Source organism: Stanieria cyanosphaera PCC 7437 (assembly GCF_000317575.1).
Classification (GTDB): domain Bacteria; phylum Cyanobacteriota; class Cyanobacteriia; order Cyanobacteriales; family Xenococcaceae; genus Stanieria; species Stanieria cyanosphaera.
Genome location: NC_019748.1, coordinates 879518 through 891735 on the forward strand (window position 1 = coordinate 879518; position 12218 = coordinate 891735).

Below are 12218 nucleotides of genomic sequence, written 5' to 3' on the forward strand. Positions count from 1 at the left end.
GAAATTCAATCAATTAAATTTATTACAGATAACTCTTTTAATCAGCAAATAAAGGTGTTTCTTGTTGCAATATTGGTTGAGATTGAGTGTTAACCAATTCTCTTTTAAGGGTTAAAAGATAAGGATAGTCTGTCGCAATTAATTCTAAACTAAAGCTATTAGACTCGGCATTTTGACTGAATTTTACGGGAATGTTTTTGTCATTAATCGGATCGTAAACGCTAACAGCAGTTAAATCCTTAATCCCTGTAATTTCTACTGTAAATTTTTCTGGCGTTAAATCTTGTTGCACGTCTCGCGTCATTACATAATAAGGAATTATCAACTTATTGGCATTAACTTGAAAAGGTAAAAAAGTGAAAACATCGCGATCATACAAATTAGGATGAGCTGTTGTCCCATCTCCCTTAAACTGATAGTGATCATGTGTATCTTTGATCGAAACTATTTGTAAAGGTTGAGTTGTTTTTAAAGTCAAATTGTGATCGACCCCTTTTTTGATTTGATTAACTATCCGACTGACAACTTTTAATGATGGAGAAACATATTGTTCTTCATTTAAAGGATAGACACTATTAGATTGTTTGGCATATTGTATAAAATTATCTTGAATTATTCCCCAGCTTTTATCTCCACCAGATGCTCCGTATAAATGAACTTGGGTAACACCCTTATTTAGATAAAAACAGAAAAAACGAGCTGCTGCTTTAGCTTTAATTGCAAGAGCGCGTTCAATTGATACATTGGGATTGCTTCCCTCTAGATGAACATTAATTTCTGTTATCCATACAGGAACTGGAAACACTTTACCATTAAAAACTCTGGCATACCTTCCGTGTTTTATGCCATAAAATTCATTGTTTATCGGTGCTATATCGCGAATAATAGTCTCAGTTTGTAAAGCAGTACCGATATATTCTGGGAAATATACTGAATAAGTAGGAATAAAAGAATCCTCTTGAGCAAAAGCATTCAATTTCTTTCCTGGATACTCATCTTGAGGATAGCTTTTTTTCGGTGGATAAGGATGTTTACTAATAGCATTAATTCTAGCGGGTTGTTGGGATGATGCAGACCAAGGAATAGTATTGCTAAAGCCGTTACTAATTTGGACTCCTGCAAAATTAGTTGAATGAGCGTTAATATAAGTAACAGTTTCTTTAACTAAATTGTTCCAGATATTGTTTTGTTCATATTGATAGGGTTCATTAGTATAGTATTTATTTATATATAAAAAATTAGAGCCAAAAGTTAACTCATTCCAAATTTCTAAATCGAATCCTTTATTATTACTACTGCTTGTCCCTAATGAATTTGTAACAAATTTAGCTACTGTCTCTATATACTTATTCCAACCAACCATAGTTTTTTGATAATCGCTACTACCAGGAATTGAAAAAGGACGATATTTAAGAGTATCAATTTTTAAGCTAGTTCCTGATGTCAAATTTTTTGGTAATGGTTTGGAAAGAGTAACAGTATTGCCAGTAATATTAGTAATTAAATACTCAGCAGCTATACCATTACCAATATTAGAAATTCCACTGTAATTGGATTGCAAGTTATTAGTACTATTTAATTCAATTTTAGTATCTCCAGCACTAGCATTTTTGTTTAAAGTTAGCTGAATACTTGTAAGTGGACAAGGACCACCATGATGGGCATTTAATAAAATTAAAGGGCGTAAATTATATTTTTTTAAAGCAACTAAAATATTTTTAAGTCTGTCGGCGTGAACTTTAACTATTTGAGTTTCGTCATTAACATCCACTAGTCCCCAACCTATTTCAACTCTAACTCTTTTAAAACCATATTTAGCTAACATATGAGCTACTAATTCTGGGTTTACAGCAGATTCTACATTCCAAACAACACCGATTCCATTTAAAAATTGTTTAGCAGGCACTGTTTCCATGTAGGCACGCCAGGGTTGTATCCAATGAGAATGACTACCAAAAGGAACACTAGTTAAATAAGCTGGATCGATATAGGCTGTAGATAAAGTTCCAGCATTACCAAGATATGCATATAATGCAAATAGTAGAGTAAAGCAAGCAATTGCCAAAAACTTAAAATACTTCATAAAATAATTTTTTAATTTATCTAACCTCGGCTCAATCTTATATACATATTTCCAAAATGCCAATGTATAAAAATAGAAATAAGTTATGGCAACCCTAAATAACTAAATTATTTTATAGAGCTAATTTATAAACAAAAATTTAAGCTATCAATTTTTTTTTTAATCAAAATTTTGAATGACTAAAATAAAAAGTTTTCAAATAGGAATGGGTTGGTTTACCGATCGCCCTGGAGGACTCGATCACTATTACTACGACTGCTGCCAATATCTACCTCAAGCTGACATTGAAATTACAAGTTTATTAGCTGGCTGATAGCGAGTAATCCAAGACAGCAGCCTTTATACCCTTTAAAATACTAATATTGGTTAAAAACCCTTAAGTCAAAAAAGCTTAGGGATTACCACATGAACAGTCAATTTAACACTTACCTTTTAGATGAAGCTTTAATTAGACGCAAGGAAGCTTTAGAGCAGGAACGTCAAACAATACTCAACCAAGTACAACAATGGCTGGAATATAATGGAAACCAATACGGAATTGATCGCGCTTACTTGTTTGGCTCTTTGACTCGTCCCCATCAATTTACACCACAATCCGATATCGATTTAGCAGTAGAATTGATCGCCCCAGAGTGTTTGTTTTTAGCCATGACTGCCCTAGTGGAAGCAACAGCAAGAGAGGTAGACTTAATTGAGTTGTCCAAATGTCCGTTTGCCCATCGGATTCGTCAGGAGGGAATTTTGTGGACAAAAACACCCTAATTGTTTTAAAAACCGATCTAAACACTCAAATGAAAGTCATTAAAGCAATTTCCGAACGTTTAGAGGAACGCGCTAGAGGACTGAAACCAGAAGATGCTGTTCGATTAGAGAGCGTAGCTTATCAGATCCATAATCTCTACAACGCTATCGAAGATTTGTTGAAAATAGTGGCAGCCCACTTTGAAAATCAGATTGCCGATACTGCTCGCTGGCATAGCTTATTATTACAGCGAATGTCTCAAGAAATCCCTGGCATTCGTCCTGCTTTTCTTTCTCAAGAAAGTTACTTGTTGTTGAATAGTTTACGTGGATTCCGACACTTTTTTCGTCACGCTTATGGAGTTCCCATTGACTACGAACAACTTCAGATTAACCTAAACAAAGCCCGACAACTCTATTCTCTTCTCGAACAGGATTTTGAGCGATTCTTTGTCACTTTGCAGTAACTATATCAGTACCTGTGCAAAATTAATTGTCTAGTCACCGATAGGTTTTAGGTTTTAGCTGTTAGGAAAATACAAAATGTACTAATAATTTTGTTTAAATACTTAAAAATAAATGAAAACACTACAAATAGGAATGGAATGGTTTCCCGACCGCCCTGGAGGACTCGATCGCTATTACTACGACTGCTGCCAATATCTACCTCAAGCTGACATTGAAGTTACAGGTTTATTAGCTGGCTCAGATCAAGTATTCCAAGAAAGCAATGGACAAGTTAAGGCTTTCGCTTCATCCAAGGATTCTCTTCCTAAACGCTGGCTCAAAATGAGAACAGCTTTTGGGCAAAATATGACAGACAATCAATACGATCTGGTTGTATCACACTTTGCACTTTATACTTTTCCTATTCTCGATCAACTTCGCCATCTGCCTTTAGTAACCCACTTTCACGGCCCTTGGGCATTAGAAAGCGAGGTGGAAAAGCCTAAACCAATGGCAATTTGGCTCAAAAAACAAATTGAAAAAGCTGTTTATCGGCGTTCTTCTCAATTTATTGTTCTTTCTCAAACTTTCCGCGATATCCTACATCGAGAATATCAAGTACCTTTGAATAAAATTCACATCATTCCAGGGGGAGTAGATATTGATCGCTTTAACATTAACCTCTCTTCCATTGAAGCTCGTACCCAACTTAATTGGCATCCAGACAAACCGATTATTTTTTGCATCCGTCGTCTAGCTAAACGCATGGGATTAGAAAACTTAATTACCGCAATGGCACAGGTACGCGATCGCTATCCCGATATTCTTCTTTATATTGCTGGCAAAGGTGCATTAGCCGATACCCTACAAACTCAGATCAACGAACTAGAATTAACAGATCACGTTAAATTACTGGGATACGTACCCGACGAACAACTACCATTATGCTATCGCGCTGCTAACTTTTCCGTTGTTCCCACTGTCGCCTTAGAAGGTTTTGGTTTGATCGTAGTTGAATCCTTAGCTGCTGGTACTCCAGTATTAGGAACTCCTATTGGTGGTATTCCTGAAATTTTAAAACCCTTTTCTCAAGATTTAGTTTTTGAAGGCTACCAACCAAATCAAATTGCAGAGGGAATTATCGAAGCATTGGGTGGCGATCGTGTCTTACCCAGTAGTGAAGAATGTTTAGCTTACATTCGGGCAAATTATAATTGGAATGCGATCGCACAAAAAATTAAACTCGTTTATCAAAAAGCATCAATTGTCAAAAAGACTTAAAAAAGGGAATCCCGTAGTTACCAACTCACGTACTAATAGTACATTGAAGGAAGTTCTGCTAGCTCATCAATTTTGGGCTACCCAGAAGCCTACACTGTATTCGACAGAATCAGTGTAGGTAAGTCACTCTAAAGCAAGCATAACTTTGAGAAACTTATTATTGATTTGAAGATTGAGGTGTAGGTAAAACTCCTACCTCAACATTTAAGTCAATGGTTTTTCCATCTCGTTGCAAGCTCATTAAAAGTTGATTACCAATAGCGGTTTCTTCAACTAGTTGTTGAACTTCACTTGGTTCTTGCACTTCTTGCTTATTAATGCTTTGAATGATATCACCAGATTGTAATCCTGCTCGCTGGGCAGGTGAATTTGGCACTACATTAACAATTAAGACCCCTTGATCTGCGGTTAAATCTAAATTGCGACTGCTCTTAAGTTGTTGCTTTAACTCTGGGGTGATTGTTGCCATCTGAATTCCTAAAAAAGGATGGTCTACTTTACCTTTAGCAATTAACTCTTCAGCAATATTTCTAGCTGTATCGATGGGAATCGCAAAACCTAGTCCTTGAGCGTTTCTGATAATAGCAGTGTTGACCCCAATAACTTCTCCTTGAGCATTTAGTAAAGGACCACCAGAGTTACCAGGATTAATGGCAGCATCAGTTTGAATAAAGCTAACTCGTTTATCAGCAACTCCGACTTGTGCGCCACTTCTACCCGTAGCACTCACAATTCCAGTGGTAACAGTGTTATCTAAACCGAGAGGATTACCAATTGCGATCGCCCATTCACCAGGTTGTATTTCTTCGCTATCAGCAAAAGTGACTGTAGGTAAATTTTGAGCTTCTATTTTAATTACGGCAATGTCTGTTAAAGGATCGGTTCCCATCACTTTACCTTCAAAAGAGCGTCCGTTTTTCAGTGTGACTTCTACATTGTCAGCCCCGTCAACCACATGAGCATTAGTTAAAATTAAACCATCTGAACTGAGGATAAAGCCAGAACCTAGTCCTCTTTGAATTTGTTCTTGAGGCATCTCAGGAATCTGTGAACCAAAATACTCACGGAAAAAAGGCTCTTCAAAAACTGCTGGAACTTGAGTAGTAACAGTTCGAGACGCATCAATCCGAACTACTGCCGGGCCTACTTGTTCAACGACTTGGGTAACAAAATTTTGTGGTACAGCAATTTGATTCGATGTATTATTATTCGCACTCGTTGTTTCTTGCCAATCAATTTTATTTTCTTTACTTTCTAAAATTTCTTTGTTGGTAAGATTTGCGACCGCTTGAGGATGGTTGACTAAATAATTGCCACCAAGGGCAATGCCTCCCCCAAACAAGAGTAATAATAATGAGCCAAAGGCTTTAGAAATAGAAAATTGTTGATTCATAGAATTTTATCTTTAAAGCAATAATATTTCAGCTTAAATAGTTTTGATGGTAGAAAATTAATTTTATGTTTAGGTATGGTCAGTCCAATTAGGTGTGAGGGCTTAGATTGTGTGAGGAATTGGACTGACATTTTTAATGTAACTAGAGTATATGAACTTAATGTGACAATCTTTTTAAATTCTGACGATTTTTTTGAGATGATTAAAATTAATTACCCCATGTGCGATCGCGTCAAAAAATTTGCTTTAAAGTTATGCAACTACAATCAATTAGCCTGTAAAACTTATAAAATTACCTGACTCTGTAGCTTTATTTGTATTATATTTAGCTTGTAAGAAATTGTAAGCAAGTATTTTAATTGCTAAACAACAAATTGAAAATGTGACTATCTTAGAATTTTCATTGCTAGTTTGGGTTTGCTCCTTTAGTGCTGGTTTTGTGGGCGCGCTTACAGGTTTAGGTGGTGGAGTTGTGATCGTTCCTCTCTTAACTGCTATGTTTGGCGTTGATATTAGATATGCTGTTGGTGCTTCATTAGTATCTGTCATTGCCACTTCTCTAGGTGCAGCATCCACTTATATTAAACAAGGCTTAACTAATTGGCGTTTGGGTATGTTTTTAGAAGTAGCCACAACCATTGGGGCTTTAGTTGGAGCGTTCATGGCAACTATAGTATCTGTTAAAGCTTTGAGCCTCGTACTTGCCATAGTTTTAATTTATTCAGCCTTAGTTTCACAACAATCTCCACCAAAGGATTTAGCAAACAAAGTAAGTAACCCTCTAGCGGAAAGTTTGAAATTGCATGGAGCTTATCCAACTTCTGAAGGGATAAAATCTTACCAAGTTAATTTTGTTCTACCTGGTTTTGGGGTGATGTTAACCGCCGGAGTAATTTCTGGTTTACTTGGAATTGGTTCGGGAGCATTTAAAGTACTAGCGATGGATCGAGTTATGGGGATTCCATTTAAAGTTTCTACCACTACCAGTAATTTTATGATTGGTGTAACCGCAGCAGCTTCAGCCGGTGTTTATTTGGCAAGAGGTTACATCGATCCAGGACTGTCAATGCCTGTAATCTTAGGAGTACTTCCTGGTGCGTTTTTGGGAGCAAAAGTTTTGCTCGGAACTAAAACACAAGTTTTAAGGATTGTCTTTAGTTTAGTGTTAGTGGCGATGGCTTTTAAAATAATCTACAACAGCTTGGCTGGAGAAGTATAGTATGAATAAATTTGGCTCTCGTTTCTGGTGGTTTTCCTCTGCCACAACTCAAGAAGAAAAAATTTCATCTTCATTAGCGCAGCAAGATTTTACCTCCGAGTTGCCAAACTTAACCACCAATGACGTTACGAAGATTGAGCCTCAATTCGTTCCCAGCCAAAATCTTTTTAAAACAGAAACTGAACAGCAACTTGAAGATTGGCTTAGTAACATTTTGAAAGCTGGCGTATTGCTCGCTAGTACAGTTGTGTTGCTAGGAGGAATTTTGTATTTAATTCGTCATGGTAACGAACCTGCTGATTATCGAATTTTTCGCGGAGAACCATCTGATCTTTGTTTTCCCACAGGTATAGTCAAAGCTGCTTGGCGCGGTAGCAGTCGCGGTATCATTCAATTTGGACTTTTACTACTGATTGCAACACCCATCGCCCGCGTAGCTATCTCTTTGTCAGCTTTTTTAAGAATGCGAGATTTTAATTATGTCGCGATCGCTTTGTCGGTTTTGATTAGTTTGATTTATAGTTTTTTAAAAGCATACTACTAACAGCAACTGTCAGTAGTACGATAGCTCAGGCAATAACTTTATCGTCTAGAACGTTTGCGGAGTCGGTCGATAATTACAGCTACAATAATAACCAAGCCTTTGACAACTAATTGCCAGAAGTCAAACCATTGTTAAGAACAGCAATGATTAATGCACCCAGAAGAGTACCAATACCGCCTGTAAAGCTAGTTCCACCAAGAATCACCGCAGCGATCGCATCTAATTCCTGCCAAACCTGACAGCAAGCCACTTACGCCGTAGACAAATAGCAGTACTCGATTAACTTTAATTCCTGTTAATCTTGCTGCTCGCTCGTTACCGCCAACAGCGTATATTTGTACACCCAAAACAGTCTGTCGCAGCACAAACCAGCTTATAGCTACAATTAAGAGGGCAATGATTACTAACCAGGGCAGAGGCACTACATAACTATTACCAATCCAAGCAAAATTGATGTTGCGGTTAATTACTGTCGTACCGTTGGCGACCAATTTCTACTTGCTGCTGTTCCGCGATCGCTAAACTGCCAACTATAGTATTTGCGCCAAAAGTAGCTCCTAAACTATCTAGGACTTGCTGCACTTCGTTTTGCATGGCTTTGCGGTCTAGAAATTGACCTTTCTTTAACTCGCTACCCATAAACATATTTTCAGTCACGGTTAAATTGGGTGCGACATTCAATTCTTGATAGCTCAAATTAATACCCGCCTGACGTGCTGAAGCTGGATCGCTAATCTTTGTTGGAATTCCATAGACTTGCATTATAAACTTTTTGCTACAATCAGTGTACATTTAACTGCACATTTATTATGACTAAATATCTTACTATTACAGAAGCCAGACAAAAATTTTTAGAGTTACCTAACGAACTAAATGAAGAACCAATCGTAATTACCAAACATGGTAAACCTGTAATGACTGCAATAAGCTATCAACAGTTTGAATCTTTAATTGAAACTCTAAAGATATTGAGTGACCAACCCTTCAGTAAAAGATTGGATGCTAGTATCGCACAAATTGAACAAGGAAACACAATTACTTGGCAAGAGGCTAAAACACAACTAGGATTATGACTACAGAAAAGGAGTATGAGATACGATTAACTTCCTTAGCTGTAGAAATGTTAGCCGAAATTAAAGATCGAAGACATCTTAAAACTATAGGCGAACGCATTGAAAAACTGAAAATTAATCCCGAACTACAAGGAAAAGCATTAACTAATAAACTAAAAGGCTATCGTAGTATAAGAGCAGTAAGTCAACGTTATCGTATTATCTATCAAATAGAACGAGATCGGGTTATTGTCTTTATAGTTGGTGTTGGACTAAGAGCAGAAGGAAATCGCCAAGATATTTATACTCAGATAGAGAATTTACTAGAAGATTAACGCGCGATCGCTGGAGATTAGGACTTAATTTTACCAATCTGTTTGATGAAATCTACTACGAAACTGCTCAAGGCAGAGATATTATTTATCCTGGCGCACCTTTCACTGTTTTGGGAACGGTTTCAGTAGAGTTTTAAGAAATTTAAAAATAGCAAATTTTTTACTAAGAATAAGACAATGAAATTAATTAAAGATAGTTTTTTTATAGGTCAAATTAGCTTATTTACAGGTAGAAAATAACAGAAAACTAATCTGAAAACGAATTTGGCAAAGCTAAAGCTTAAACTTTAATTGTTCTAAAAGGTTAACCGTCTAGGAAAATTTAGGAAAAAGCGATCGCGTTTAGCCAAAAAATACGCTACTGCCTGGCAAGGCAAATAGCGCATCGAGGTAAGTAAGAGAAAGAAAAAATTTAAATATCCATTGCCATTTGTTTTAAAGAGGAAGATTAATCGGCAGTTTAATGGGAGGAATAACTACAGTCGGACGAGGAGGAGTTGGTTGTACTACTTGAGGGGGAACTGCCCCAGGAATAACACCAGAAGGAACGGGAACTCCACTGTTAGGTACAACTCCAGAAGGTAGAGTACCAACTTGATTGGTTACAGTAGTTTGAGATATTGAACCTTGTGAAGGAATCATACCCGTCGGTGCTGGAGCTAAACCAGTCGCACCAGGAACGGGAAGGCGAACGGGCGAACTACCAACGCTGAAAGTATTGCCGTTGAGGTTGCCTGTACCAAAAGTTAGGTTGCGGTTGGGAATTTGTTCTGGTGGACGATTAAATAAGGCATTGAGCGCACCAGTGGCTAATTCGAGTACTTGAGCATCTGCCCGTTGGGGAGCAGCGAGGGTGGAAGCACCTACAGTTAAAGCTAGAGCGAAGGTTGCAGTTAGTTTTCGATTGAGCTTGTTCATCTTACTTACCTTAAGTTATTGTCGTTAATCTCTTCAATTACTAAGTATGTTAGTTGAGATAAAAATATGCACTTTTGACAACGATTAATAAAATAAATGACCTCAACCGCTTCGGGGTCAAAGTCATAGAGGTCTAGAGTTAAACTTTAAAAGACCTTGAGAAAATTAGAACTAGCAAAGCTGTTATTAAGGGTAATAAGTGCCTAAATTAAACAGTATTAATAGACAAAAAGGGGCATTTCGCCCCCATGTTCGTTGTGAAGGAATTTGATATTTAATGATTAGTAAGGATAAGCAGGAATTCCGTAACCGCTTAAGTCAACTTGAGTTTGAGTAGCATTGTTGTAAACGCCTTGATTGGTTACGTTGCCGATACCTGAAGTAGCACTTTGATTTTGTCCTGCTTGTACTGATTGTTGAATTTGAGGATCGATACCGTAACCACCTAAATCTAATTGAGTTTGAGTTAAATCGTTAGAAACGGTTTGGTTAGTAACGTTGCCAATGCCATGAGTTACAGCAGCATTAGAACCAGCTTGAACATTACTTTGTACTTGTTGGGCAAATGCAGCTAGGGGAGAGAGAGTTAAAGCGAGAGTGGAGATGATTAGTGCAGCTTTTTTCATTTTTCTAGACCTCTAAAATTTAATTTGTTTGTTTTTCGTTGTTGTTTGTCTTCACTCTTTAGTTACGTTGAGGATAATTTTTTTATGCAAGTTTAAATAATTTCTGAACTAGGTATACTTAATTTTTTTTTCACGTACCAGAAAATAACTACAATGAAAGAGCATAAGTCAATCAAAGGTGATGAGCTTAATGGCTTACACAGCAAATCTTGGGGTCAATCAACAGTTATACCTTGAAAATCAAGGCACTCAAACCTTAATTTCTTTGAACAGTAGTAATGCAGGACAACAGCAAAGACAAAGTATTAGTTTAACCACAGGTAATTGGACTGTACCACCGACTTTATTCACCACAAAATTTGGTTTTGTCTTACAACTTGATACTGATAAAAGACAGTATTTTATTCAAATACAAGCCAATGGCATCAATACCCTCAACAACGCGCCATCTTTAAATAATGCCGAAACTGTACCCCTTCAAGAAATAGCAGATTCAGCACCCCAAAACTCAAATAAAATTGAATTTGAACCGATGCAACCCATGAACAAGATGAAAATGGGAAATATGTCCATGAGTATGAATCCAATGGAAATGCGCATGGGAAATATGTCCATGAAGATGGGAAAAAAAGTAAAATCTACTTCAACAAAGCGTTTTTGTACTCAATGCGGTCATCCAGTCAACAAGAGCGATCGCTTTTGTAGTAGCTGTGGTCACCAATTAAAGGATTAAATGTAATACATGACCTATTGTTTAGGAATTATTAATCGCTTCGGAATTGTTATGGCTGCTGACTCTCGTACTAATGCAGGAGTTGATTATATTTCAGCCTATAAGAAGTTGTTCGATCTCTCTTTACCAGGAGAAAGAGTAATTATTATTTGTGCTTCTGGTAATCTCTCAGTTACCCAGGGAGTAATAACTAGGTTAAATCGAGATATTCAAAATCAACAGGAAACTAATTTGCATACTCTCCCGAATATGTTTGATGTTGCTCGCTACATTGGTGAGAAAGGGAGGGAAATTCAAAGTATAGATCGTTCTTGGTTAGAAAAAGATCGTATCGATCATAGTTGTAATTTTTTGTTGGGTGGACAAATAAAAGGAGAAGAACCCCAATTATTTTTAATTTATCCTCAAGGCAATTTTATTCAGGCAACCAAAGAAACACCTTTTTTACAAATTGGTGAAACAAAATACGGTAAGCCTATACTAGACCGTACAATAACTTATGATACGCCTTTAAATGATGTTGCCAAATGCGCTCTTTTATCGATAGATTCAACTATGAAATCTAATATTTCTGTTGGTCCACCGATTAATATAATAATGTATGAAACCGATAGTTTAGTCATTCGCAATACATTGCAACTACGTTTAGGTGATCCTTATTTAGCTAAAATTCGCAAGTTGTGGGAAGATTCAGTACGTCAAGCTTTTGAATCTATGCCGAATATTGAATGGCAATATAAATTAGAAGATTCTACTGATGATATTTTGATTGATTGAATTTTGTCTCAAAGCAAGAAAAACAGAAGGTGACTGGTGTGCGGACAATTCATATTAAAGTCAAAAAAA

At 36.8% G+C, this 12218-nt stretch carries 14 protein-coding genes and 2 pseudogenes; 10 read left to right on the forward strand and 6 right to left on the reverse strand.

Annotated elements, in window-relative coordinates; translation table 11 throughout:
• Nucleotides 1-37: 37 nt before the first annotated feature.
• Nucleotides 38-2083: a hypothetical protein gene (locus tag STA7437_RS03795; RefSeq protein WP_015192051.1), complete on the reverse strand. Its 2046-nt coding sequence runs from the start codon at nt 2081-2083 to the stop codon at nt 38-40.
• 175 nt (nt 2084-2258) lie between these two features.
• Between STA7437_RS03795 and STA7437_RS26095 the strand changes: the two genes are divergently transcribed.
• The 4 genes from STA7437_RS26095 (at nt 2259) to STA7437_RS03810 (ending at nt 4552) form a co-directional block, all read left to right on the forward strand.
• On the forward strand, nt 2259-2396 hold the full coding sequence (locus STA7437_RS26095) for a hypothetical protein (RefSeq protein WP_015192052.1): 138 nt from the start codon (nt 2259-2261) through the stop codon (nt 2394-2396).
• A 92-nt stretch (nt 2397-2488) separates the two neighbouring features.
• Nucleotides 2489-2845: a nucleotidyltransferase family protein gene (locus tag STA7437_RS03800; RefSeq protein ID WP_015192053.1), complete on the forward strand. Its 357-nt coding sequence runs from the start codon at nt 2489-2491 to the stop codon at nt 2843-2845.
• Nucleotides 2827-3291, forward strand: a complete 465-nt coding sequence (locus STA7437_RS03805) for a ribonuclease toxin HepT-like protein (RefSeq protein WP_015192054.1) — start codon at nt 2827-2829, stop codon at nt 3289-3291. Before STA7437_RS03800 ends, STA7437_RS03805 begins: the two co-directional genes overlap by 19 nt.
• Before the next feature lie 112 nt (nt 3292-3403).
• Nucleotides 3404-4552 (forward strand): glycosyltransferase family 4 protein, encoded by a 1149-nt coding sequence (locus STA7437_RS03810; RefSeq protein WP_015192055.1) that lies wholly within the window; start codon nt 3404-3406, stop codon nt 4550-4552.
• Nucleotides 4553-4709: 157 nt separating this feature from the next.
• Here the strand turns inward: STA7437_RS03810 and STA7437_RS03815 are convergent, their stop codons facing one another.
• A complete protein-coding gene (locus tag STA7437_RS03815) occupies nt 4710-5945 on the reverse strand; it encodes an HhoA/HhoB/HtrA family serine endopeptidase (protein ID WP_015192056.1) in 1236 nt (411 codons plus the stop codon).
• Between the two features lie 382 nt (nt 5946-6327).
• Here STA7437_RS03815 and STA7437_RS03820 point away from each other — a divergent pair, with 382 nt between their 5' ends.
• Together STA7437_RS03820 and STA7437_RS03825 are read left to right on the forward strand one after the other, a co-directional pair.
• On the forward strand, nt 6328-7164 hold the full coding sequence (locus STA7437_RS03820; RefSeq protein WP_015192058.1) for a sulfite exporter TauE/SafE family protein: 837 nt from the start codon (nt 6328-6330) through the stop codon (nt 7162-7164).
• Between the two features lies 1 nt (nt 7165).
• Nucleotides 7166-7708: a DUF1634 domain-containing protein gene (locus tag STA7437_RS03825; protein ID WP_015192059.1), complete on the forward strand. Its 543-nt coding sequence runs from the start codon at nt 7166-7168 to the stop codon at nt 7706-7708.
• A 38-nt stretch (nt 7709-7746) separates the two neighbouring features.
• Here the strand turns inward: STA7437_RS03825 and STA7437_RS03830 are convergent.
• Together STA7437_RS03830 and STA7437_RS03835 are read right to left on the reverse strand one after the other, a co-directional pair.
• A pseudogene (locus STA7437_RS03830) lies at nt 7747-8199 on the reverse strand (ABC transporter permease subunit); the annotation flags it as partial.
• Nucleotides 8174-8458: pseudogene (locus STA7437_RS03835) on the reverse strand (D-xylose ABC transporter ATP-binding protein); the annotation flags it as partial. The pseudogenes STA7437_RS03830 and STA7437_RS03835, both read right to left, overlap by 26 nt.
• Before the next feature lie 59 nt (nt 8459-8517).
• On the opposite strand from STA7437_RS03835, the gene STA7437_RS03840 reads away from it, so the two are divergent.
• Together STA7437_RS03840 and STA7437_RS03845 are read left to right on the forward strand one after the other, a co-directional pair.
• The gene (locus STA7437_RS03840; protein WP_015192060.1) at nt 8518-8781 is read left to right on the forward strand and encodes a type II toxin-antitoxin system Phd/YefM family antitoxin; all 264 of its coding nucleotides are present in this window, start codon (nt 8518-8520) and stop codon (nt 8779-8781) included.
• Nucleotides 8778-9095 carry a type II toxin-antitoxin system RelE family toxin gene (locus STA7437_RS03845; protein WP_015192061.1) on the forward strand — a complete coding sequence of 106 codons (318 nt, stop codon included), beginning with the start codon at nt 8778-8780 and terminating at the stop codon, nt 9093-9095. The genes STA7437_RS03840 and STA7437_RS03845 overlap by 4 nt, the downstream gene beginning before the upstream one ends.
• A 435-nt stretch (nt 9096-9530) precedes the next feature.
• Here the strand turns inward: STA7437_RS03845 and STA7437_RS03850 are convergent, their stop codons facing one another.
• Together STA7437_RS03850 and STA7437_RS03855 are read right to left on the reverse strand one after the other, a co-directional pair.
• A complete protein-coding gene (locus STA7437_RS03850; protein ID WP_015192062.1) occupies nt 9531-10013 on the reverse strand; it encodes a hypothetical protein in 483 nt (160 codons plus the stop codon).
• Between the two features lie 281 nt (nt 10014-10294).
• Nucleotides 10295-10639 carry a hypothetical protein gene (locus STA7437_RS03855; protein ID WP_015192063.1) on the reverse strand — a complete coding sequence of 115 codons (345 nt, stop codon included), beginning with the start codon at nt 10637-10639 and terminating at the stop codon, nt 10295-10297.
• Nucleotides 10640-10829: 190 nt separating this feature from the next.
• Between STA7437_RS03855 and STA7437_RS03860 the strand changes: the two genes are divergently transcribed.
• Both STA7437_RS03860 and STA7437_RS03865 read left to right on the forward strand, forming a co-directional pair.
• Nucleotides 10830-11372 (forward strand): zinc ribbon domain-containing protein, encoded by a 543-nt coding sequence (locus STA7437_RS03860; protein ID WP_041619127.1) that lies wholly within the window; start codon nt 10830-10832, stop codon nt 11370-11372.
• 9 nt (nt 11373-11381) lie between these two features.
• Nucleotides 11382-12149, forward strand: a complete 768-nt coding sequence (locus STA7437_RS03865) for a proteasome-type protease (protein WP_015192065.1) — start codon at nt 11382-11384, stop codon at nt 12147-12149.
• Nucleotides 12150-12218 lie beyond the last annotated feature (69 nt).

Bases quoted from the DNA above. Each gene is read 5' to 3' on its own strand.
- STA7437_RS03795 (WP_015192051.1), bottom strand. From the start codon at position 2,083: ATGAAGTATTTTAAGTTTTTGGCAATTGCTTGCTTTACTCTACTATTT.
- STA7437_RS26095 (WP_015192052.1), top strand. From the start codon at position 2,259: ATGACTAAAATAAAAAGTTTTCAAATAGGAATGGGTTGGTTTACCGAT.
- STA7437_RS03800 (WP_015192053.1), top strand. From the start codon at position 2,489: ATGAACAGTCAATTTAACACTTACCTTTTAGATGAAGCTTTAATTAGA.
- STA7437_RS03810 (WP_015192055.1), top strand. From the start codon at position 3,404: ATGAAAACACTACAAATAGGAATGGAATGGTTTCCCGACCGCCCTGGA.
- STA7437_RS03815 (WP_015192056.1), bottom strand. From the start codon at position 5,945: ATGAATCAACAATTTTCTATTTCTAAAGCCTTTGGCTCATTATTATTA.
- STA7437_RS03825 (WP_015192059.1), top strand. From the start codon at position 7,166: ATGAATAAATTTGGCTCTCGTTTCTGGTGGTTTTCCTCTGCCACAACT.
- STA7437_RS03840 (WP_015192060.1), top strand. From the start codon at position 8,518: ATGACTAAATATCTTACTATTACAGAAGCCAGACAAAAATTTTTAGAG.
- STA7437_RS03845 (WP_015192061.1), top strand. From the start codon at position 8,778: ATGACTACAGAAAAGGAGTATGAGATACGATTAACTTCCTTAGCTGTA.
- STA7437_RS03850 (WP_015192062.1), bottom strand. From the start codon at position 10,013: ATGAACAAGCTCAATCGAAAACTAACTGCAACCTTCGCTCTAGCTTTA.
- STA7437_RS03855 (WP_015192063.1), bottom strand. From the start codon at position 10,639: ATGAAAAAAGCTGCACTAATCATCTCCACTCTCGCTTTAACTCTCTCT.
- STA7437_RS03860 (WP_041619127.1), top strand. From the start codon at position 10,830: ATGGCTTACACAGCAAATCTTGGGGTCAATCAACAGTTATACCTTGAA.
- STA7437_RS03865 (WP_015192065.1), top strand. From the start codon at position 11,382: ATGACCTATTGTTTAGGAATTATTAATCGCTTCGGAATTGTTATGGCT.